At 33.2% G+C, this 23773-nt stretch carries 25 protein-coding genes; 20 read left to right on the top strand and 5 right to left on the bottom strand.

What is annotated here, in order from left to right; translation table 11 throughout:
• Positions 1-73 precede the first annotated feature (73 nt).
• From Q0543_RS12725 to Q0543_RS12705, 5 genes are all read left to right on the top strand, one after another.
• On the top strand, positions 74-289 hold the full coding sequence (locus Q0543_RS12725; RefSeq protein ID WP_299253641.1) for a hypothetical protein: 216 nt from the start codon (positions 74-76) through the stop codon (positions 287-289).
• Between the two features lie 52 nt (positions 290-341).
• The gene (locus Q0543_RS12720; protein ID WP_299253638.1) at positions 342-1424 is read left to right on the top strand and encodes a PAS domain-containing sensor histidine kinase; all 1083 of its coding nucleotides are present in this window, start codon (positions 342-344) and stop codon (positions 1422-1424) included.
• A gap of 112 nt (positions 1425-1536) precedes the next feature.
• Entirely contained in the window at positions 1537-2580 is a 1044-nt protein-coding gene (locus tag Q0543_RS12715; RefSeq protein WP_299253635.1) for a porin, read from the top strand.
• A gap of 31 nt (positions 2581-2611) precedes the next feature.
• Positions 2612-3331: a class I SAM-dependent methyltransferase gene (locus Q0543_RS12710; RefSeq protein WP_299253632.1), complete on the top strand. Its 720-nt coding sequence runs from the start codon at positions 2612-2614 to the stop codon at positions 3329-3331.
• A 230-nt stretch (positions 3332-3561) separates the two neighbouring features.
• Positions 3562-4017, top strand: coding sequence for a cold-shock protein (locus Q0543_RS12705; RefSeq protein WP_299253629.1), 456 nt, complete (start codon positions 3562-3564; stop codon positions 4015-4017).
• A gap of 140 nt (positions 4018-4157) precedes the next feature.
• Here Q0543_RS12705 and Q0543_RS12700 read toward each other — a convergent pair whose 3' ends face one another.
• The 4 genes from Q0543_RS12700 to Q0543_RS12685 all read right to left on the bottom strand — a co-directional run bounded on the left by Q0543_RS12700 (position 4158) and on the right by Q0543_RS12685 (position 8669).
• Entirely contained in the window at positions 4158-5366 is a 1209-nt protein-coding gene (locus Q0543_RS12700) for an MFS transporter (protein WP_299253705.1), read from the bottom strand.
• A 92-nt stretch (positions 5367-5458) separates the two neighbouring features.
• Positions 5459-7024 (bottom strand): alpha-amylase family glycosyl hydrolase, encoded by a 1566-nt coding sequence (locus Q0543_RS12695; protein WP_299253626.1) that lies wholly within the window; start codon positions 7022-7024, stop codon positions 5459-5461.
• Positions 7025-7057: 33 nt separating this feature from the next.
• A complete protein-coding gene (locus Q0543_RS12690; RefSeq protein WP_299253623.1) occupies positions 7058-7993 on the bottom strand; it encodes an NAD(P)-dependent oxidoreductase in 936 nt (311 codons plus the stop codon).
• Positions 7994-8009: 16 nt separating this feature from the next.
• Complete coding sequence (locus Q0543_RS12685; protein WP_299253620.1) at positions 8010-8669, bottom strand: phosphoadenylyl-sulfate reductase; 660 nt, start codon at positions 8667-8669, stop codon at positions 8010-8012.
• 227 nt (positions 8670-8896) lie between these two features.
• Between Q0543_RS12685 and Q0543_RS12680 the strand changes: the two genes are divergently transcribed.
• The 10 genes from Q0543_RS12680 (at position 8897) to Q0543_RS12635 (ending at position 15600) form a co-directional block, all read left to right on the top strand.
• Complete coding sequence (locus Q0543_RS12680) at positions 8897-9304, top strand: 6-carboxytetrahydropterin synthase (protein ID WP_299253617.1); 408 nt, start codon at positions 8897-8899, stop codon at positions 9302-9304.
• Entirely contained in the window at positions 9267-9953 is a 687-nt protein-coding gene (gene folE / locus Q0543_RS12675; RefSeq protein WP_299253614.1) for a GTP cyclohydrolase I FolE, read from the top strand. Before Q0543_RS12680 ends, folE begins: the two co-directional genes overlap by 38 nt.
• Before the next feature lie 4 nt (positions 9954-9957).
• Positions 9958-10410, top strand: a complete 453-nt coding sequence (locus Q0543_RS12670; protein WP_299253611.1) for a MarR family transcriptional regulator — start codon at positions 9958-9960, stop codon at positions 10408-10410.
• Positions 10411-10497: 87 nt separating this feature from the next.
• Positions 10498-11037, top strand: coding sequence for a sigma-70 family RNA polymerase sigma factor (locus tag Q0543_RS12665; protein WP_299253608.1), 540 nt, complete (start codon positions 10498-10500; stop codon positions 11035-11037).
• Positions 11038-11041: 4 nt separating this feature from the next.
• A complete protein-coding gene (locus Q0543_RS12660) occupies positions 11042-11968 on the top strand; it encodes a hypothetical protein (protein WP_299253605.1) in 927 nt (308 codons plus the stop codon).
• 79 nt (positions 11969-12047) lie between these two features.
• Positions 12048-12950: a permease-like cell division protein FtsX gene (locus tag Q0543_RS12655; protein WP_299253602.1), complete on the top strand. Its 903-nt coding sequence runs from the start codon at positions 12048-12050 to the stop codon at positions 12948-12950.
• A gap of 6 nt (positions 12951-12956) precedes the next feature.
• A complete protein-coding gene (locus Q0543_RS12650; protein WP_299253599.1) occupies positions 12957-13169 on the top strand; it encodes a DUF3098 domain-containing protein in 213 nt (70 codons plus the stop codon).
• 2 nt (positions 13170-13171) lie between these two features.
• A complete protein-coding gene (locus Q0543_RS12645) occupies positions 13172-13963 on the top strand; it encodes an undecaprenyl-diphosphate phosphatase (protein ID WP_299253596.1) in 792 nt (263 codons plus the stop codon).
• A 30-nt stretch (positions 13964-13993) separates the two neighbouring features.
• On the top strand, positions 13994-14674 hold the full coding sequence (gene truB / locus Q0543_RS12640; protein ID WP_299253593.1) for a tRNA pseudouridine(55) synthase TruB: 681 nt from the start codon (positions 13994-13996) through the stop codon (positions 14672-14674).
• Positions 14671-15600 carry a bifunctional riboflavin kinase/FAD synthetase gene (locus tag Q0543_RS12635; protein WP_299253590.1) on the top strand — a complete coding sequence of 310 codons (930 nt, stop codon included), beginning with the start codon at positions 14671-14673 and terminating at the stop codon, positions 15598-15600. The genes truB and Q0543_RS12635 overlap by 4 nt, the downstream gene beginning before the upstream one ends.
• Before the next feature lies 1 nt (position 15601).
• Here Q0543_RS12635 and Q0543_RS12630 read toward each other — a convergent pair whose 3' ends face one another.
• Positions 15602-16657 (bottom strand): hypothetical protein, encoded by a 1056-nt coding sequence (locus tag Q0543_RS12630; RefSeq protein ID WP_299253587.1) that lies wholly within the window; start codon positions 16655-16657, stop codon positions 15602-15604.
• 74 nt (positions 16658-16731) lie between these two features.
• Here Q0543_RS12630 and gldC point away from each other — a divergent pair, with 74 nt between their 5' ends.
• From gldC to Q0543_RS12605, 5 genes are all read left to right on the top strand, one after another.
• A complete protein-coding gene (gene gldC / locus Q0543_RS12625) occupies positions 16732-17067 on the top strand; it encodes a gliding motility protein GldC (RefSeq protein WP_299253584.1) in 336 nt (111 codons plus the stop codon).
• A 206-nt stretch (positions 17068-17273) separates the two neighbouring features.
• On the top strand, positions 17274-18644 hold the full coding sequence (locus Q0543_RS12620; RefSeq protein WP_299253581.1) for a TolC family protein: 1371 nt from the start codon (positions 17274-17276) through the stop codon (positions 18642-18644).
• Positions 18613-19782 carry an efflux RND transporter periplasmic adaptor subunit gene (locus tag Q0543_RS12615; protein ID WP_299253578.1) on the top strand — a complete coding sequence of 390 codons (1170 nt, stop codon included), beginning with the start codon at positions 18613-18615 and terminating at the stop codon, positions 19780-19782. Before Q0543_RS12620 ends, Q0543_RS12615 begins: the two co-directional genes overlap by 32 nt.
• A gap of 14 nt (positions 19783-19796) precedes the next feature.
• Positions 19797-22952, top strand: coding sequence for a multidrug efflux RND transporter permease subunit (locus Q0543_RS12610; RefSeq protein WP_299253575.1), 3156 nt, complete (start codon positions 19797-19799; stop codon positions 22950-22952).
• Between the two features lie 49 nt (positions 22953-23001).
• Positions 23002-23631 carry a TetR/AcrR family transcriptional regulator gene (locus Q0543_RS12605; RefSeq protein WP_299253572.1) on the top strand — a complete coding sequence of 210 codons (630 nt, stop codon included), beginning with the start codon at positions 23002-23004 and terminating at the stop codon, positions 23629-23631.
• The last annotated feature ends 142 nt before the right edge of the window (positions 23632-23773 follow it).

Below are 23773 nucleotides of genomic sequence, written 5' to 3'. Positions count from 1 at the left end.
TACGTCTTCAAGCAAGTAAAACCTTTATATATAGTAATAGCTTTAAACACAGCCATTAATTAATAGCAACATTATGAAAAAGTCATTAGATCTTTTAAAAGAAATTACACAATTGACATATAAAATTGAAAAAGAATATCCTGAATTGTACGTCTATTTAGATGAGAATCCTATAACAATACCAACTGAAAATCACCCAGATTTAAATAAAAGACTTTTTTCAGATTATTTATCAACCTTAAAGGTTCTATTAGAGCATCATATTGAAACACATCGAACAAAAAAATAACACTGATTTATAAAGATAAAAACATTACCCACTACTCGTTACAATAAAGCATATGGAAAACATCCGAAACAAGTCCTATAATACAGACAAGCACTTTGATTTATCAATGGATTTGATGTGCATTGCTGGGTATGATGGATTCTTCAAAAAAATAAATCCTGCTGTAACGAAGCATTTGGGATATTCAGAATCGGAGTTGTATTCAAAACCCATCAATGACTTTGTTCACCCTGAAGATAAGATTGCCACCATTGCAAGTAGATTGCACGTACATCAAAACAAACCCTTATTAAATTTCGAAAATAGATATCTAACAAAAAAAGGTTCTATTGTTTGGCTACTTTGGACGTCAATGCCTTCAGATGAAGAGCAATTAGTCTATGCCGTTGCAAAAAATATTACCCACAAAAAAATTGAAGAAGAGAATAAAAAATCTTTGATAATAAAATACACAAATGAAAACAACAATTTCAAGCACTTTTCATATACCATTTCGCATGACCTCCGTTCTCCCATAAATAATCTAATTAGCATCGTAGATTTTATTAACATAGAAAAAATAAATGACGAGCAAACGCAAGAATCCTTTTCAATGTTAAAAAAAAGCAGTACACATTTAAAAGATACGGTAGAAAATTATATTGACAATTTAAATTCTAACAAATCCATTCAAAATACATGTACGGAATTAAATTTAACGCAGTCATTAAATGAAGTATTAACTTCGATAGATACATTCATTACAAGTTCAAATACAAAAATCCATATAGACTTTTCGGAAACAGAAATCATACAATTCAATAAAATTTATTTAGAAAGTATTTTTTTAAATCTAATTACGAATGCAATAAAATATTCAAGAAAGGACCACACCCCTACTATCCATATTTCATCAAGAAAACAGCATAATATAGATCAACTTATTATTCAAGACAATGGCTTAGGTTTTAATCTATCTGAAATGAAGGATGAACTTTTTGGCTTCAATAAAAAATTTCACGATCACCCAGATAGCAATGGGATTGGCTTGTATTTAGTGTATAACCACATACATAGTATGGGAGGGAAAATTGAAATAGAAAGTGAAGTAAATATTGGAACAACTTTTACAATTAGCTTCATAAATAATTTATAATTCTATTTATGTTCATTGAAATAAAAGTTTCTGATTTAATTAATTCTATTTTATAATAAATATGTATCTCGAAAAAAAAACACGAATACTAATTTATATACTTTCCCTATTCATGAGCATTCATACATTCGCTCAAGAAGACACATTGAAACCAAGTTTTAAAATTAGCGGATACTTAGAAACGTATTATTGTTATGATTTTGGGAAACCTGCAGACCATAACAGACCAGCCTTCATCTATGCATTCAATCGAAGTAACGAAGTAAACTTAAACATCGGTTTTATAAAAGCTGCGTTTGAACATACCAATGTACGCGCAAATTTGTCAATCATGACTGGTACGTATGCTAACGCAACATTAGCATCAGAGCCGGGTGTACTGAAAAATATTTTCGAAGCGAATGCTGGCGTAAAAATACATAAGACCAAAAATATTTGGATAGATGCGGGTATTTTTGCTTCGCATATTGGTGTAGAAGGTGCTATAGGTAAAGATTGCTGGAACCTAACGCGAAGTATTGCTGCAGACAATTCCCCCTACTATGAATCTGGTATTAAAGGAACGTACATAAGTGACAATTCAAAATGGTTAATCAGTGCACTCATATTAAATGGATGGCAACGAATACAACGAATTGATGGCAACAATACCATCGCCTTAGGGCATCAAATCACCTATACACCATCATCAAAATTAACTATTAACAGCAGTTCTTTTATCGGAAACGACAAACCAGATTCAGTGAGACGAATGCGCTATTTCCATGATTTATATACCATATATAAAGTAAATAAATCTGTTGGTCTAATTGCAGGGTTTGACATTGGAGCAGAACAAAAAAGTAAAGGCAGTGATTCATATAACGTATGGTATTCGCCTTTTTTGCAAGTGAGATACAATGTTTCACCAAAATTAACTCTAGCTGGTCGAGTGGAATATTACAAGGATAGAAATCAGGTAATCATTCAAACAGGAACGGCATATGGATTTCAAACAATCGGCTATTCGATCAACACCGATATACCTATTACAAAGTATGCTTTATGGAGAATTGAAGCACGCACCTTGTCAAGCAAAGATCAAATCTTTGAATTAAATCATAAAAGCAGCAATCACAATTACTTCATTACAACTTCACTTGAAGTTGCTTTTTAATTTATTTGCTAAAAATTACATTCTTATAAAAATGAAACCAACATCAGATCCTTTTGGCAACGCCGTAATAGAATATCTTTCCAACAAATCCGATGCAAAAATTACCGTTGAAAGTAATTTAACAGAAGATGAAGAAATTCCTGTATCCTATCTATTTCGAAAAGAAAATGACTTGCCCGAAAAAGAATTATTTGCACTTCAAAACGTACAGGGTAGAATTTTAGATGTTGGAGCAGGATCTGGCACACATAGCTTATTACTGCAAGCACAAGGACATGAAGTAGTAGCTATTGACATCTCAGAATTATGCGTTGATGCAATGAAAATACAAGGAATTAAATATACTGCATGCGTTGATTTTTTCGAATATCAGGACACAGAAAAATTTGACACCATTCTTTTTTTAATGAATGGGTTCGGGATCGCAGGTACACTAGAGAACTTAGAACCTCTATTTCTTAAATGTAAATCATTGCTTAAGCCGAATGGAATCATCATTGGAGAATCTGCAGATATCTTATATTTATTTGAAGAAGATGATGGATCTTGCGCAATAGATATCAATGGTGTTTACTATGGAGAAATGACCTATAAAATGACCTACAAAAATACTGTTGGTGATTGGTTTCCATGGCTTTATATATCTTCTGATTTACTTACAGATTGTGCAGACCAATCCGGATTTCAATTAAAAGAGATTAAACATGGAAGTGACGACGATTTTATGATCTGTTTTCAGCTCAAATCATAATTTATAACTGCAACTTTAATGAAAGTTGCAGTTATAAATTATTAAATATTATTTCATTTGTTCTATTTTAACCTATGTACTTACATATCAAGGATTAGATTTACTTACTAATGAATTTTGTCGTACATTGCACAAGTATCATATAAATCCAGAAGTGGCAGCGAAATTCTACCAGTTCAATTTTATATCAAGCCATTAAAAACTATTAGAATCAATCGCATTAGCACACTATGAGTAAATCACAAGAGACCTGGAACAAAAAAGAGGCAGAGAAAAAAAGAGCAAAGAAAAAGCAAGATAAAGAACAAAAGAAAGAAGATCGCAAAGCAAATGCCAAAGAAGGAAGTAGTTTTGAAGATATGCTTGCTTATGTTGATGAATATGGCAACATCACTTCTACTCCACCAGATCCACTTAAGAAAATTGTTATCAAAGAAGAAGATATTCAGATTGCAATTCCTAAGTTAGCAGACATGGCGCCAGTTGATTTGATTCGTAAAGGGATTGTAACATTCTTCAATGATTCAAAAGGATACGGCTTTATTAAGGATATGGAAACACAGGAAAGTATTTTTGTACACGTGAACGGCTTAGTTGACGCTATCAAAGAAAATAACAAAGTAACATTTGAGGTAGAAATGGGACCCAAAGGCCCTAACGCAGTAAATGTGAAACAATCAAAGTAATATCATTCATTACTCTTATATAAAAAAAGTCCCAATTATATTGGGACTTTTTTTATGAGTTATAGAAGAGTTTTTGATTTACATTAAACCAATACACTCCTTTTTAGTTTTTTCAGCTTAATTAAAAACAAAGATTGATGTTATGCCAACATTTCATCATCTCTTAAATCTTTACGTTTCACATATCTTGATAATTTAAAGCCGTAAACCGATATATACAAATAACAAATAATTACAATAAGTAAGGCAAAATCATAATTCGCATAGGCAAAATTACGGACATTGAATGGCAATACTGCTCCGCCAACAATAAACATAATCAGTACTGCTGAACCATCTAAGGAGAACTTACCCAATCCATTTACACCTAAGGTAAATATACTTGGGAACATAATAGAGTTAAACAAACCAACAGACATGATCAAGTAATAATTCATCTCTATATGCTCTTTTGGCATTAGAATGGCAACGCAAATCAATGCCGTAGAAATTGCCCCTGCAACACCTAAGGCTTTATTTGTAGGTACATAGAGTAATAATAACGCCCCTACAAAGCGCCCAACCATAGCGAGTTCCCAATAAGTACTAACCATTAATGGAGCAAAGTCTTCTAAATAATTGGCTAAGGATACTTCTGCGCCCACATATGCAAAAATAGCAAAAGCACCTAAACGTAATTGAGAAAAGTGCAATACATGTCGACGACGTTTGGAAGTAACTTTGTTAAGTGGTTCTAAATTTTGAGTATTCAATTCTGGTAAATATGTTAACATTAAAAAAATTGCAAACAAGACCATTAATATTCCAAAGAACAAATACAAATAATTAATGTAAGCAGCCTCGATTAAAACTTTATCAACCAATGGCAATGTTTCTAAGTATTCGATCGGCAAATCAATATAGTGTCCTAATAATGCCATTGATATAATTGGACCTACAACAGCACCGAGAGAATTAAAGGCTTGAACAAATACCAACCGACTTGCAGCTTTTTCCACTCCGCCTAAAAGCACAACGTACAAATTAGCACCCACTTGTAAAATCGTAATGCCTGCAGCCATACAAAACAAGGCTCCTAAAAACACATAATATAGTTTATAGCTTACAGCGAGCAGAAACAAAAAGCACCCTGCACAAGCCAACAACCACCCAACCAATATGCCTTTTTTGTAGCCAATTTTTTTAATCATCCTACCTGCTTGAAGGGAAACGACAAGATAGGTGCAGAAAAAAGTTAAATTTATAAATGTTGCAACTGAATAATTTAGTTCAAAAATGAATTTAAAGTGATGGTATAAAAACAAATTTAGATTTGTTAGAAGACCCCACATAAAAAAAAGTACAGCCATAACAAATATCAATACGAATCTTTGTTTTGTACTGATATGAAGTGTTATTTCTTTCATTTAAACTATTATTATTTTATTATTCTTATTTTCATTTAAGCCAACATTCCAATATCTAACACAATAAAGTCGTTTGGAGCAATTGGTATACGAGTGATCGTATCACCCTCTACCTTCAAATCTGCAATTAAACATTTAGAATCGGCAGATAAATATACAACTAATTTATTATTACGTGACATTGGGCGCGCAAGTTTAACGTTAACTAACTCATTTTCAGAATTTAAATTGTACAAAACAAGCTTCGATTGAGTTAAGTTGCTTATTTGTAAGGCAATACAATCGCCTTTATATAAATGCTCCACGATACAACTTTCAACAATCCCCAATTGCATTCCCCATTCTTCTCGAAATTTTGAAAACTGTTTTATAGTTTTATAAAAAACAGACTCTTTATTAAAAACATCCGTTGAACCAAATGGATCAAACATACACTCTCGAATGGCGCTATCATTCTTCCCCTTTCCCTTCAATCCTTGCTCTGTTCCATAATAAATACACGGAACACCTGGCATCATCAAAAAAACTTTTAATAAATTCAAAAACTGAGATTTGTTGGTATTTGAGGCGATTCGTCTTTTAATCTTTTGCCCTATTTGATCGTGATTATCCAAAAAACGAATTGGAATTGCATCTAGAGACGTTTGATGGATACCTATTTGTTTTTCATTTTTATGAAGTAAACGATCAACGGATGTAAAGTAAAAGTCGAAATCTAAATACCCATCAATCGCCTTATACTTCTCCACTACAGATAGATTCGAAATAATTTCTGCAAAAATGAAAAAATTTTTTTTACCCACACCTAAGGCTAGTCTTTTAATTTCTTCAATAAATGTATTCAACCAATTTGGCGGTATATGCTTTGCCGCATCAATTCTAAAACCATCACAATCTGTCAATGCAAACCAATAAGAATAGATTGCAACCATTACTTCTAAGTTTGAATCACCTTGTGAGGATGCATCTTGAATCAAATCTTTCAATTCATAAATATCGCCTTCCCATGTTTCGGGTATTGCTTCCCAATCTTTAATTCTACCTTTACGGTTGTAGCAATTAAAGTTTCTTAATTCTGAAGGAATAGGCTTATCGCTATAACGCCAAGATTTGGTTGTGTAGGTTTTCCCTTTTTGATAAACGGGTTGATTTTTTATATAAGACCAATTGTCGCCCGTATGATTTAAAACTACATCAAAAAATACACGCATGTTTAATGCATGAGCTTTTGTTACTAATTCTATTAAATCATCTTTAGTTCCCCATTCTTTATCTACCTCTAAAAAATTTTCAATTGCATAACCGTGATACGATTCAAAGTTATTTTGTTGAAAAGGATTAAGCCAAATAGAAGTCATTCCCATTTCTGAGATATACTCCAATTGTTTTATTATTCCTCTAAGAGTACCCTTGCATCTACGTTGCAATTCTTCTGCTGATCCATATCCTACTTGAGAAGTAGTGGTAGTACGTTCTTTACCATCATGAAATCGATCAATGAGTAAAAAATACATACACTCCTCTTGTATTGGTCTAGAGCAGTTCCAATAGATTTTATCATTAGTAATCGCAGCTAACTGAATATCTTTTATAGACTCCATAAAAAAAGCCCCTTAGGGCTTATAATTTTTTACTTATTTAGAAGATTGAAACGTAAATTTTGTCTTAAATGCTGCCAACTCTTCTGTGAAATTCGTTAGTTGCAGGGGTATATATTTCAGTAACTTCGTTTCTGGATTCACTTTTTGTTCTCGTAATTCTAAATGTTGATTGATAAAGATAAATTCTAAGGAAGGATATAAATCTTTCACTTCATCTATCAAATCATATATTTCTAAATTACGTTCAGTTAAATTATAAATGTCAGAAGGAATATCTTTTGTTAAAATTGCTTGTAACGAATCTACCGCTTTATCAACATGAATAAATGAACGACTTTGTCTTCCATTTCCATGTATTGAAATTCTATTTTTATAATGCGATTCAAACATAAATTTATTTATAACAGCATCAAAACGCATAGAAGCAGAATAGCCATATATATTTCCTAAACGAATAATAATCGCATTCATCTTAGATCCCAAGCGCGCTACATGCTCTTCACCACGCATTTTTGAAATACCATAAATCGTCTTAGGATTCACAACTGTATTTTCATCAATCATTTCTTTTCCCGAGCCATAAACAGAACAACTGCTTACATAAATTAACTTTTTAACCGTTTTTAATTCTTCAATTGCATACACCAATTCTGCAGTACCCCAGTGATTCACTTGTTCAAACAAATGACTATCGTTATTCGCAAAAGGAGTAGACGCACGAGCGGCCAAGTGATAAACGACATCAATATCTTTAAGTACTTTTTTAATTTTTCGGGTGTCCAACAAATCACCGAACTCAAACTGAATTTTATCTGTTCGGATTTGTTTGGTAGCGTTTATAAATAAGTTGTAGTTCTCTCTAGATAAGTTATCATAAACGATAACTTTTGATACAATAGGATTCTCTGCTAACTTAAGTACCAACTCTGTCCCCACATATCCCGCACCACCTGTAACTAATACATTCATATAAATAAACTTATTATTATTTTTTTGTAATCAATTCTGTATTCAAGCCACACTCTGTTTTATTCAATCCAAACCAACGTCCTTGACGGTTGTATGAATCAATATCAAATTTACGTGTGCACGGCTCACATCCAATACTTAAATATCCTTTTGCCTCTAAGGGGTGGCGCGGAATATTATGTTCTTTAATATACTTTTCAATCATGCGTACATCCCAATCCAACATAGGATGGAAACGTGTTGTATTGTGAGGTGCGTCTTGTTCTATATTAAACCCTTTACGAACGGCACTTTGATCAGCACGTACACCATTAATCCATATGTCATATTCTGTCAATACAGCATCTAATGGTTGCACCTTATTGATATAGCAACAATGATCCGGATCTGAGGTAAACAACAATCTCCCTTCAGCATCTTTTTGCATATTTCTTGGTATAGATGAAGAAATAACGCGCACATCTAACTTATATAAGTCTGCAATTTGATCTCTGTATGCTAATGTTTCAGGAAAATGATATCCTGTATTTAAAAAATATACTGGAATAGATGCATCGTATTCACTTAATAAGTGTAATAATACGATGCTATGTGTTTGAAAAGAAGAGGACGTAAAAAGCGTTAAGCCCTTTTCTTTATACGCATCTAGTTTTTGATATATTTCTTCTTTAATCATCTCCAAACAAAATTTAATTTTGCAAATTAGTAAATTAGTACCTCTCAACAAAATTTTAAAGCTAACTAGTTCCAAATAAGAAATAATATTTCGAAAAAAAATGTTTCTCACGCCAAAGAAGGAATATTTATTAAAAAGTCGAATATAAATTCTGCAAAAAGAAAAGGATTCAAGTATTTGAAAGTGTAATTTTGAATAATACAGATAAACTTCAAATTTGCTATATTTTGAAAACGGCTATATTTAGGAAAGAACATTTCAATGCTGCGCACCGGTTATTTAATCCGAATTGGAGTGATGAAAAAAATGATGAAATATTTGGCAAGTGTAACAACCCAAATTATCACGGTCATAATTACGAATTGATTGTTAAATTAACAGGTGATATTGATCCGGTTACAGGTTACGTCTACGATACAAAATTATTGAGTGATTTAATTAAACAACATATTTTAAATCGGTACGATCACAAAAATTTAAACTTGGATTGTGAAGAATTCAAAAACCTTAATCCTACTGCCGAAAATATAGCGCAACAAATATACATCACATTACGCGCGTTAATTGAGCCATCAATTGACTTGAAAGTAATATTATATGAAACAGAACGAAATTTCGTTGAATACCCGGCATAAAAAAATGATAATGGACGAATTAGGTGATGATCACGTTTCTTCTTCAATTGAAACACCCCTTAGAAAAGATGCTTTTGAACAAGATGACAACTTGAAAATTGAGTTGATTCAAAAACACTTTAAAGAAATCATGCATATACTTGGCTTAGACTTAACAGACGATAGCTTAAAGGGCACTCCCAATAGAGTTGCAAAAATGTATGTAAAAGAAATATTCAGCGGTTTAAATCCTGCGAATAAACCAAAAGTACGATTATTCGAAAATAAATATCAGTACAATGAAATGCTCATAGAGAAAGACATTACACTCTATTCATATTGCGAACATCACTTTGTACCCATCATTGGTAAAGCACACGTAGCCTATATTTCTGCAGGAAAAGTTATTGGTCTTTCTAAAATTAATAGATTGGTAGAATATTACTCGAAAAGACCCCAAGTGCAAGAGCGGCTTACTGTACAAATAGCAGAAGCATTAAAAGAAGCAATACAAACAGAAGATATTGCTATCGTAATTGACTCCGCACATTTATGTGTATCTTCAAGAGGCATCAAAGACACTGCAAGCACTACCATAACAGCATACTATTCGGGTAAGTTTAAAGAAGATCAAACTAAAAATGAATTTCTAGCTTTTATTAAAAAATAAAAAAATGAAATTAGAAGACGAAATAAAGCAAGTAAAAGCGTTTAGAAGTGAATACAGCAAAGCAATAGTAAATCTAATTTTTACATATAATTGGTTTGATTCACACTCGAAAGATTTTTTTAAAGAGTTTGATATTACTTCACAACAATTCAATGTTTTACGAATCTTACGAGGACAACACCCTCAGCCTTCGACCATTAATTTATTAAAAGAACGAATGCTCGATAAAATGAGCGATGCTTCTAGATTGATTGAACGTTTACTGATAAAAGGATTGGTTGAACGAACAAAAGCATCTACAGATAAACGTGCTGTTGATATTTACATTTCCCCTAAAGGAGAGAAACTATTAAGTAAGATTGATCTTAAAATGCCTTTTTTTGAAGATATATTTAAAACATTAACAGATGATGAAGTAGTTATATTGAATTCGTTATTGGACAAATTAAGAGGGTAATCCACCAACTTATCCACAAAATGACCGTTTCCCATATCTAATCGAATTAAAAAGGGTTACCAATAGGATTGCAAAAGTATATAAAACATGAATGACCAAGAGATTTTAGTGCGACTAAAACAGGGCGATGAGAATACCTTGGACTTACTTTATAAGCAACATTATCGAATGATGGTAAAATTAATCATCAAAAATAGTGGTAGTGAAGAAGAAGCGAAGGACATTTACCAAGAGTCATTAATTGTATTGTGGCAAAAATCCCATGATCCAAACTTTGTACTATCTTCAAAAATAAGCACTTACCTATACAGTATTTGTTTAAATCTTTGGAGAAAAGAATTAGAGCGAAAAAAACGTTTTTCGCATGAAATGAAAGAAGGTACTGAAATAATGGATATAGATAAAGATGAGCGCATTCAAATCATCAATAGCTGTATTCAAAAATTGGGAGAAACGTGTAGAGACATACTTACGTACTATTATTTCGATCGATTATCGATGGTTGAAATAGCAGAAAAAATGGGTTTTGCTAACTCGGATACCTCAAAAACAAAAAAATACAAGTGTAAAAAGGAGTTAGACCTCCTTGTTAAGTCATTATATAAAGAAAGTGATTTTCTAGATTAATAGTATGAATATCTCAGAAGAAATAATTGATTCGTTTGTGCGTGGGGAGTTAAAAGGATCAGAATTAGATGCTTTTAACAACTCTGTAGCTGCAGACCCACAATTGCAACAACAGGTATCGTTTCAGAAAGAAATTGTCGGTTCTATAAACCAATTCCGTCATCAACAGTTAAAAAGTAGATTAAACGCTATTGCAGTTAAACCTATAGGTGTGTCACTGTTGGGTTCAAATTACGCAAAAATTGCAGCTTCTATTACCGCAGTAGTTATTTTGTTAGGAAGCTATGCTATTTATGATAACGTTACAAGCAAAACAAAAGATGTTGTTTTAAAGAATCCATCTAGTGAAACAATAGCCAATAATTCTTCAAATTCAGATAAGACAACTGTTACAGAAGTTGTACCAATACAAACCACTGAAAACCTGAATAAGGTATCCAACACAACTAAGTCTACGCAAGGAAACAGCATTGTAACACCTGCCAATGGTATAGATTCAAAAAAGAAACCCGTTACGACTTCCACCAAAGCGTTTGAATCAAATACGCAATCGAGTGTTAAAACAGATTATTCTGATCCACAAATGGAATCAGATAACATGATTAACGGCATTAACGATAACTTTGAAATGCCTAGCATGAATACAGATGTAAACTCTTCTTCTGTATCATCACCTCAAATCAAAGTAAACATTGTTAAAGAAAACAATTTGGGCTACCAATTCTTCAACAACCAATTATTCTTGCACGGTAATTTCTCTAATAGCACGTATGAGTTATTAGAACTCAACAATAAACCGTCTAAACAATTGTTTTTATACTTTGAAAACAATTATTATGAACTCGTTCAGGGTAAAACTAAAACGACTCCATTGTCCCCTATTAAAGATTCTACTGTATTATTACAATTAAATCAATTGAGAGCACATTAATCGGATAAGATAATGCTTTCAAATTGGATAGGTCAAATTTCTTCGGTAAATTTGACCTATTCGTTTTTTAAATCAATACGTGGCAGAGACAACAACAAAAAAGAGAAAAAAAATACTTGGTAGCTTTCCGTATGCTACCGTTATTTTTAGCATTACGTTATCATTAAGTGTGATTGGTGTATTTGGATTAATTTTAATTAATGCGCAATCCATCAAAAAAATCATCAACAACCAAGTTGGTGAAGTACAGATATATGTACATAATCACATCAATGATTCCATGATGCTTGATTTTAAAAACACGTTATACAAAAAAAATTACTTAGCTAAAGATTCAAAAGGTGTTCCTGAAATAACCTTTATTTCAAAAGAAGAAGCCAAAGCAGATTATATCAAACAAACTGGGCAAGATTTCACTAAAATCATTGAGGAAAATCCACTGCGTGCATCCTATACACTACATATATCCGAAAACAATACAGATTCAGCATCGATGAATTTTATCGTTCAAGATTTAAATGCACAACCAGCCGTTTACGAAGTAATTTACGAAGAAGCACTATTAAAAAAAGTAACTAAAAACATTCAGAATGCAGGTATTGTTTTAGGCGCCTTTGCATTGCTCCTAACAATTGTAACCTTCTTTTTAATTAATAACACAATCAAACTTGCACTCTATTCTCAACGCTTTTTAATACGTAGCATGCAATTGGTTGGCGCTAGACCTTTCTTTATACAAAAGCCCTTTATTTACAGAGCCATGGTACAAGGTATGGTTAGCGGACTGTTAGCATCCATCCTATTATTTGTGTTACAAGAATATGCATTTACTGTTATAGAAGATTTGAGAAAAATTTATGCTCCTGAATTAACCTATTATTTATATGGAGCACTTATTATTACAGGAGCAATAATTGGCTTAATTAGTTCGTACCTTTCTGTACGTAAATACATGTACTTATCTTTAGACGATTTATATTAAAATAAAATGAGCAAAGGAAAATTAGTTTTCGGAAATATCAATTACATCATTATGGTTGCTGGAGTATTATTAATGGTACTCGGCTATTTCGTTATGGCTTCAGATACTGAACAATATGGTTTCGGAACAAGAGGATTAACAGTAGGCCCATTGATTGTATTACTTGGTTTAATCATAGAATTTGTAGCCATATTTTATTCTTTTAAAAAGAACGTTTAATAATGACTTGGATTGAAGCATTAATATTGGCAATCATTGAAGGCATCACAGAGTTTTTACCTGTATCCTCTACTGGACACATGATTATTGCTTCTGCCTTTATGGGAATAATAAACGACCCATTCACAAAAGTTTTTGAAGTAGCTATACAATTTGGAGCAATCCTTTCGGTAGTTGTGTTATACTTTAAACGCTTCTTCAAAGGCTTAGATTTTTATTATAAACTATTTGTAGCATTTCTTCCAACGGCAATTGTTGGGCTGCTTTTAAAAAGTCATATTGATGCATTACTCGAAAACGTTTGGGTAGTAGCGACGACCTTACTTCTTGGTGGCATTGTATTAATCTTTGTAGACAAGTGGTTTGAAAAAAATGAAACAGAAGGCATCGAAGAAGTTTCATACAAAACAGGATTCTTAATCGGATGTTTCCAATGCCTTGCAATGATACCAGGCATGTCTAGATCTGCTGCTACTATAATTGGTGGCTTAACGCAAAAACTAACACGCAAAGCTGCTGCTGAATTTTCTTTCTTCTTAGCTGTTCCAACTATGTTTGCTGCTACAGCAAAAAGTCTGTACGATGAAAAAGATCTCATACTTGAATCTGCAGATAAAATCCCATTACTTATATTCGGAAATGTAATAGCCTTTATTGTAGCAATGCTTGCCATAAAATTCTTCATTAACATTCTAACCAAATATGGCTTTAAAGTATTTGGTTATTACAGAATTGTACTTGGCCTCTTATTATTGACACTACTACTTATGAATGTAGATTTAGCTGTCGTTTAAAAGTACCTCCTTCTGAAATTTACTACCACTATGCCTTCCGAAATAGAAAAAATACAACACGATCTGGTTTTGTGTATTGACAAGCCATATCAATGGACTTCCTTTGACGTTGTCAGAAAAGTACGTAGAGTATTACAAATGAAAAAGGTGGGACATGCAGGCACGCTAGACCCATTAGCAACAGGCTTACTCATTGTATGTAGTGGAAAAAAAACGAAGACTATTGAATCATTAATGGATGACGAAAAAGAATATTCAGGTGCTATAAGCTTGGGCGCAACAACGGCATCCTACGATCTTGAATTACCCTTAGAAAACATAACAGACATTTCTCATTTAACAGAAATCGAAATACGAAAAACAGTATTACAATTTTTAGGTACCATTACACAAACGCCTCCTATCTATTCCGCTATTAAAGTAGATGGTAAAAGAGCTTATGATGAAGCCAGAAAAGGAAATGAAGTAGTATTAAAGAAACGAAACGTTTTTGTTAAATCCTTTACGATTGATAGAATAGAATTGCCTCTGGTTTACTTCAATATTGTTTGTAGTAAAGGCACCTACATACGTACCATAGCACATGACTTTGGAGCATACTTGCATTGCGGTGCACATCTTCACGCACTCAGAAGAGAACGTATTGGAATGTATTCGGTATTGAATGCACAAACACCTGAAGAACTCGAAGCTACTTTTAATATTCAATGAAAATCTATAGAAACATAAAGGAATTTCAGGCAGTTAAAAAAGCTGTTGTAACGATAGGCGCTTTTGATGGTGTTCATATTGGGCACAAAAAAATATTAAACCGTTTAACAGAATTATCTAATTTGGTAAATGGCGAAAGTGTTTTAATTACCTTTTGGCCTCACCCAAGATTTGTATTAAAAAAAGATGCTGAGCCCATTGGTCTTTTAAATACATTAGAAGAAAAAATTCATTTACTCGATACCTACAACATCGATCATTTATTGATTTTAAATTTCAATGAAGAATTTTCAAAATTAACGGCAGATTCGTTTATTGATAATATTTTAATCAAAGCGATTGGTACAAAGTATTTGGTATTAGGATATGATCATCGCTTTGGAAATAACAGAGAAGGTGGCATTGATTATTTGAATGCGCATAAAGATCGTTTCGGCATTGAAGCCATTGAAATTCCCAAACAAGAAATAGAATCGTTAACAATATCCTCTACCCTAATTCGCAAAGCCTTATTAAACGGTGATAGCAAAACAGCAAATCAAAATTTAGGTTACCCGTATTTACTTAGAGGATTTGTAATTGAAGGCAATAGATTGGGCAGAACAATTGGATTTCCAACTGCCAATATATTTATTGAAGATCAAGATAAACTCATACCTAAAAATGGCGTGTATGCGGTACATGTATATCTTGAAGGGGAACGCTACAAGGGTATGCTAAATATTGGTGTGCGCCCAACCATCAATAACGACAAACGCAAAACCATTGAAGTGCACATATTTGATTTCGATAAAGAAATCTATGGAAAAACCCTTCGTCTTGAATTACATACGTTCATGCGCGAGGAGGAAAAATTCAATGGATTAGAAGCGCTCGTTGAGCAATTAAAGAAAGATGAAATAACGAGTAGGTTATTGTTGAAATAAATTATTTTTTTAGTTCAATAAATACAGGAAAATGATCGCTGTAACCGCCTACGTATTTATTGCCTACATATGTTCTGAACGGTCCTGAATTTAAATCTTGTTTATAATACAACCAAATAGGATCATAAATTTCAGCTGTAACAAATTGGACACCTTTTTTATCCATTACAGAATTACTAACCACTATTTGATCAAATAAGAGCCAATCTTTTTTATATTTACACGTACCCTCCCCATCTTGTTGTAAGGCTTTAAAAGGGTTCATCATTGCAGATACAGAATCCTTTTGTTTCGATTTCATCACAGGTTGTTTTGTTAACATTTCCACACTTTTATTACTAGGTTGATCGTTAAAGTCGCCCATTACAAAAATTGCTGCGTCTGGATTAATCGCTAAAATTGAATCCATTAAACGTACATTTAATATTGCCGCCGCAAGACGTTTGTGTTCAGATTCACGTTCACCTTCTCTGCGCGAAGGCCAATGATTGACTAATATATGAACAGTATCTTTCCACAAAACACCTTTTACAACAAGTACTTCGCGTAAAAAAACATCCGTTTTTTTATCACTTGATAAATACGTTGTGAGTGGAGTGAAAAATTGAGGATTATATAATAAAGCTACATCTATTCCACGGGTATCGGAAGAGTTAAAATGTACGATTTCAAACGTAGAATCTGTATGTAATAAGTCTTCTAATACCTGTTTATTTTCAACTTCTGCCAATCCAAGCAAGGCAAGCGATTGAGTTTCATTTAAGCCTTGAATAACGCTATACGTATGTTCTAACTTTTGTTTATAGCGCACATCTGTCCATTTAAGTTTCCCTTCAGGAAGAAAATCATTGTCATTTATATGTTTATCATCTTCTGTATCAAATAGGTTTTCTGCATTATAAAAACCGATTCTACATACAGATACATTCGTTTTATGGGGTTTGTGAATGCGTTCAGAAGGTACAGAACAGGAAAAATTACACACTACAAGTATAACAACTGCTATGTTATTGAAATTCAAACGTTTTAATACGCACAATAAATTAAGACCTTTCATACGGATAAATTACAATTTATAACTTGCTTTAGAGTTAAATCATCAAGAAATTAGCAGAAATATTTTAAATAGAGATGAAAAATTCAGAAATAAAGTTTAGCATTAAACTTGACGATAAAAACGTTCCAGAATCAATTCTATGGGAAGCAACAGACGGCCCGTCTGATAAGCCTTTACCAACAGATGCGATCGCATTGTCTTTGTGGGATCATTCTCAAATGAATACCATGCAAATTAATATTTGGACAAAAGAAATGCCTGTTGAAGAAATGAAACGTTTCGCTATAGAAGGTATTGGTGGAATGGCAGATTCAATTGAAAATGCAACAGGAGATATCAAAATGGCAGAAATGATACGAGACCTATGTAAAAAACTTGTAATTCACGTAAAAGACAACACTTCAAAATAAGTTAAAACTCTTAGATATACTCTAAGAGTTTTTTTTTTCAAATACCCTTCTTTGAATAATCAAATTTATTCCTAAAATAATATAAAGGGCTAATTTATTTTAAAAGTTTTCGACTAATAATACTTTCTGGTCGAAAAGTTTGTTTATTTTTGATAGTACAATAAGACTTACAAAACCTTATTGCATGTTAAAAATAAAAAAATACGATGAAACGATTAAGTATTATTTTCTGCCTTATTATCTTTTGCTCTGGCGCTAAAGGGCAAGATCAAAATGCTGAACCAACCAATTTTTCATTAAATCAAGCAATCGATTACGGTTTAATTGAAAATTTCAGCATTAAAAATTCAAGCTTACAAAGTGAACTAACTACCGCACAAAAAGGAGAGGCTCGATCAAATTTACTCCCTCAAATATCTGCTAATGCAGATTTAGTGCATAGTTTTGATGTTCAGAAAAACATTACGGAAAGTGGTATTGGTTTTCAACAAAACTCAACACTTCCAAAAGGTACACCTATTGCATTTCAATTGGGCTTACGAAACGTCTTCACACCAAACGTATTTGGATCGCAAGTATTATATGATCAATCTTTTTTTGCTGCACAGGGAGCTGCAAAAGCCAATGAGGAAATATCACAAAAAAATATTGTTCGAAGTAAAATAGATGTTACAGTCAATATAACAAAAGCCTATTATGGGGTTTTGGTAAATGAAAAACAACTTCAATCTATAGAAGCAAATTTAACCAGTCTAGATTCTACCTATAGAGAAACGGTTGCCCGTTACGAATCTGGTTTGGCAAGAAATATAGATGTTAGCAGAACCTTAGTAAGTTTAAATAATGTAAGAGAACAGCAACAAGAAATAATACGAATGGTTGCAATGAGTCGTTCTGTATTAAGATACCAAATGAATATATCAGAAAAAAATCCGCTCATTTTAACAGATAGTTTATATCCAACTATGATGGATGATATTCAAAAACTGTTAGTAGATAAAAAAGAAGCTAGTTATTCTAACAGAATTGAATATTCAATCATTCAAAGTCAACAAAAATACAATACCTATTTATTGAAAAGTGCAAAAGCAGGACACTATCCTCGCTTAATGGCTATTGGTAGTTTTGGTTATAACCCTTCTGCAAGTAATTTTTCTAATTTAACACAATCCGATCGTTGGTATAGTTATTCAACATTAGGTCTTCGAATACAAGTTCCTATATTTTCTGGCTTTGCGACAAACTATAAAGTACAACAAAAACAGATTCAATTAAAAATCACAGAAAACAACCAGAAGTCATTGGTCAATGAAATTAACTTGGAAGTTGAGCAAGCACTTATAAATCTACATAACAGCATTCAATCCTTTAATATACAAAGAGAAAACTTGACACTTGCAAAACAAAATCTAGCTGTACTAAGAGCGGAGTACCAAGCAGGCATTGCGTTGAACGTAGAAGTAACAACAGCAGAATCCGATTTAATTGAAGCGCAAACAAATTATTACCGTGCTGTATATACAGCCTTAATTTCAAAAGCAGATTATGAAAAAGCAATTGGAAGTATCAATAAATAAGTATAAAAAGAAATTAACAGTTACATATATGAATCGATTAATCCAATTAGGAATTTTCACTTTACTATTTCCAATCCTTGTAACATCATGCGGAGGACCGAAACAAAATAACATGCCCCCTATTGCAGGCGTAGTAATAGATACAGTAAAACTTCAAAACCCTACATATTATGATATCTATCCTGGTAATGTAATTGCTTTAAATACGGTTGATCTCAATTGTGAAGTGAGCGGTTTCATTAGCGCAATTTATTTTCAAGAAGGACAACTGGTTCGTAAAGGTCAAAAGCTGTACGAAATTGAACAAAGCAAATATCAAGCAGCGTATGCAAGCGCTGAAGCTTCTTTAAAAATGGCTCAATCCAAATATGGAATAACACGTAAAGATGCAGAGCGTTATAAACAACTTGGCGATAAAGGTATGACAACCCAACAAAAGCTTGAATATTCTGAAGCTGATTTAGAATCTGCTGAAAGCCAAGTAGCCGTTGCAAAAGCAAATCTTCAAAAAGCACAAATAGATTTACAACATGCAACAATAACCGCTCCATTTGATGGAACAATCGGGATATCACAAGTAAAACAAGGTGCTTTTGTAACAGCCGGACAAACAAAATTAAATACAGTATCATCCAACAATCCGATAGCAATTGACTTTGTTATTAATGAAAAAGAGATTGCTCGATTTGTAGAATTAGAAAATAAAAAACAAACAAAAACAGATTCATTATTTACGTTAGCACTACCAAATAAGACTACGTTCCCCTACCCTGGTAAAATATTATTCTTAGACAGAGCAGTTGATATGCAAACAGGAACGTTAAAAGTAAGACTTGAATTTCCAAATCCAAATCGTTCTCTTAAAGATGGTATGAGTTGCAATGTGCGTGTAGAAAATAAATACACAGAGAAAGTAATCGTAATACCAAACAAAGCAATGACGGAACAGATGGGTGAGTATTTTGTATATGTGGTAGATCAAGATACTGCAAGACAACACAAAGTGCATCCTGGTAAAGTGGTTGGTAAAAACATCATTATACTTTCAGGCTTGAAAGAAGGCGAACATATCGTTACAGAAGGAATTCAAAAATTAAGAGATGGCGTTCCTGTTCAGGTCGGCAATCCAAAAAAATAAACATCTAAAACATTATGATTGCAGATATATTTATTAAAAGACCTGTTACTGCGATAGTAGTATCGGTTGTAATAACATTGGTAGGTTTACTTTCGTTGATGAATTTACCAGTAAGTCAATACCCGGATATCACTCCACCAATTGTACAAGTAACAGGTAATTTTGCAGGAGCGGACGCACAAACAGTTGAGCGTACGATTGCAACTCCGATTGAATCGCAAGTAAATGGTAGCCCTGGAATGTCATTCTTACAATCGAATAGTACCAATGATGGTACCATGACGATGAATGTTACATTTGACGTAGGAACAAATATCGATATTGCAACGCTGGATATACAAAACAGAGTAAGTGTCGCAACACCTCAACTACCAGACGATGTAAAGAAAACAGGCTTAACAGTACGTAAGAGAAACCCAACAATATTAATGTTGGTGGCAATATATTCGCCCAAAAGTACACACGATATAAAATTCATGGACAACTATACAAACATCTATATCAAGGATGCTTTGTTGCGTGTCAAAGGTGTGGGTGATATTTTCACACGTGCAGATAACTTTAGTATGCGTATTTGGATGAATCCAGATAAGCTTGCACAATACGGAATGACAGCTACCGAAGTAGTAACAAAATTACAACAGCAAAATGTACAAGTAGCAGCTGGCTCTATAGGCTCGTCTCCACAAACACCGGATCAAGCATTTGAATATTCCTTACAGGTAAATGGTATGCTTGAAACAGTTACTGATTTTGAGAATATCGTTGTTCGTACGAAGCCAGATGAAGGCTCTATTGTATACTTAAAAGACATAGCACGAGTAGAACTTGGTAAATTCAATTATGCAAGTAACAACTTTGTAGATGGAAAACGGTCTTCGTATTTATTGGTATATCAATCACCCGGAAGTAACGCACTAGAAACTGCCGAAGGTATTTACAAAGCAATGGATGAATTAAAAAAATCGTTCCCTGCAGATATTGAATATGTTGTTCCATTTGAATCCGTTTCAGTTGTAAGTGTATCCATCAATGAAGTATTGCACACACTTATAGAAGCACTACTTCTTGTAATTGTAGTTGTATTCCTATTCTTACAGAGTTGGAGAGCAACCTTAATCCCTATTTTAGCAATTCCTGTATCCATTATTGGTACATTTATATTCTTTATCCCTCTTGGTTTCACTGTGAATACCTTAACCTTGTTTGGATTTGTATTAGCCATTGGTATTGTTGTAGATGACGCTATTGTTGTTGTTGAAGCAACGCAACATTATATTGACCATGAAAAACTTTCCGCGAAAGAAGCTACTATAAAAGCGATGAAAGATATATCAGGTCCTGTAATTGCGATTGCACTTATATTAGCTGCCGTATTTGTTCCAGTAGGATTTATACCTGGCATCGTTGGTAGACTATACCAACAATTTGCAATCACCATCGCAATTTCTGTATTGTTATCTGCATTCATAGCATTATCCTTAACTCCCGCATTATGTGCATTGCTATTAAAACCCATGCATTTGGATGAAAAATCTAAAGGGATAAATAAATTCTTTTTCAAGTTTAATGCTTGGTTTGCTCGAGTTACTGCTTCCTATTCTAAAGGTGTACAATACTGTATTCGTAAAACACCAATGGTTGTAATTATATTGATCTGTATTTTTGTAGCAACATTTGGATTGTTTAAAGCAAAACCTACGGGCTTTATTCCAACGGAAGATGAAGGAAGATTGATTATCGCATTTGAATTACCTGATGGAGCTTCAACCACACGAACATTAGAAGTGATGGAGAAAATGATGGCTACTGTAAAAGCGAATCCATCCGTTGGTCATTTTGCCGCACTAGGCGGATTGAATGCGATTACGTTCACATCTAAATCAAACAGTGGCACCATATTTTGTCAATTAAAACCATGGGCGGAACGAAAAGCTGCATCCATGCAAGTAGATTCAATCGTCGCTCAATTCCAAAAAGCATTTTCTAGTATCAAAGAAGCAAATATTATTGTAATACCTCCTCCTCCAATTCCTGGTATGGGTACAGCTTCTGGATTTAGCTTTGTACTTGAACAACAACAGAGCAACGATGACATTAAAGGATTTGAAGCTGTTGTTAAAAAATTCATGATGGAAGCAAATAAACGACCAGAAATTGCACGCGCATTTACATTCTTTACAGCTCGCGCACCTGGTTATAAAATCAATGTAGATCGTGTAAAATGTGAACGCATGGGTGTATCCACAGCAGATGTGTTTGGTACGATTCAAACATTAATGGGTAGTAGATATATAAATGACTTCTCTATTTATGGTAGAAATTTTAGAGTAGTTACACAAGCTGATACTGCATTTAGAAAAGACATTTCAAACATGACTAAATTCTATGTTCGAAATGTAAGTGGAAGCATGATACCTTTAAGTTCATTGATTAGTTATGAACCAATAGAAAACGCTCCATTAATTTCGCACTATAATTTATTTAGGTCTGCTGAATTTAACGGTACTCCTAAACCAGGTTACAGTAGTGGTGATGCAAACAAAGCATTGATGGAAGTTGCTGCAGAAGTGTTACCTGCAGGATATGGATATGAATTTTCTGGTTTAAGTAGAGAGGAAATAAAATCTGGCTCAAGTGCCATATATATATTTGGTCTATCCATTCTATTTGTATTCCTATTTCTTGCTGCATTGTATGAAAGTTGGTCTGTCCCATTCTCTGTCATGCTTGCAGTACCTTTAGGCGCATTCGGAGCAATTTTAACGTTATACTTCTTACCCAAATTAAGTAATAACGTGTACGCACAAATAGGTTTGATTACACTTATCGGATTAGCTGCTAAAAATGCAATTCTAATAGTAGAGTTTGCAAAAGAACGTGTAGATAAAGGCATGGAAATAATTCCAGCTACAATTGAAGCAGTGCAATTACGATTGAGACCTATATTAATGACTTCTCTGGCATTTATTTTAGGTGTATTGCCATTGGTATTCTCTTCAGGAGCAGGTGCTGTATCCAGACAAACAATTGGATGGACCGTATTTGGCGGTATGCTAGCAGCAACTGGCTTAGCCATTTTCTTCGTTCCAGTATTATATGTAGACATTTCAAAAATTGCATACAAGAAAAAACAAACTACGGATATCAATTTACCAAAGCACTCGTAAAATTTAACCCTTGCCCTATAGTATACCTATAGGGCATTCTTTCATTACTATGAGTGAACTAAAAAATAAAAATGAAGATGGGAAATTAGAATCCATCATTAATGCCGCTCAGAAAAGATTTGCGCATTATGGTTTGATTAAAACAACCATGAATGAAATTGCATCCGATGTTGGCATGGGTAAAGCCTCTTTGTACTATTATTTCCCAGACAAAGAAACGTTGTTTGAATCTGTAATTACGAAAGAACAACAGGTCTTTTTTGATGAAATGTACAAATTCATCAATACCAATATGGAGGCTACGCTACAACTCAAAAAGTACGTTAAATTAAGGAGTCAACACTTCAGGCATTTATTAAATCTTTCCAACCTACGATCTGATTTTTTCCAAAATGGCAGACCCGTTTTTGCAAAAGCGTTTGACACTTTTAATAAAAGTGAAATTGAAATGGTTTCAATTATCATTCAGCATGGCATATCGACAAAAGAATTTAAGCGCATAAACAAAACTGAATATGCAGAATTTCTTGTAGAGTTATTACTTGGCGTACGAATGGTAAAGTTGAAATATACAGATATCAATGCATTTGTAGAATCGGATTACGAAGAACTAGAAAAAAAATGTTGCAAAGTTGCCGGCATGTTTTTAAAAGAAATACAATCTGAAAGCGTGAAATAAAAATCCTTTATTGGTCATAAAAAAACCTCCAAGATTAAATCTCGGAGGTTTTTTTTATAACCAATAAGGTTTGGATTATATGCCTACTTAGTCGTCCCTTAAAAAGCCACTTTTTCAAATCTAGGGAATAGATTTATTAGGG

The sequence above is a fragment of the uncultured Cytophaga sp. genome (assembly GCF_937863595.1).
Lineage (GTDB): Bacteria > Bacteroidota > Bacteroidia > Cytophagales > Cytophagaceae > Cytophaga.
The sequence above is the reverse complement of the archived record's forward strand: the minus strand, read 5'-3'. Positions and strand labels throughout refer to the sequence as shown.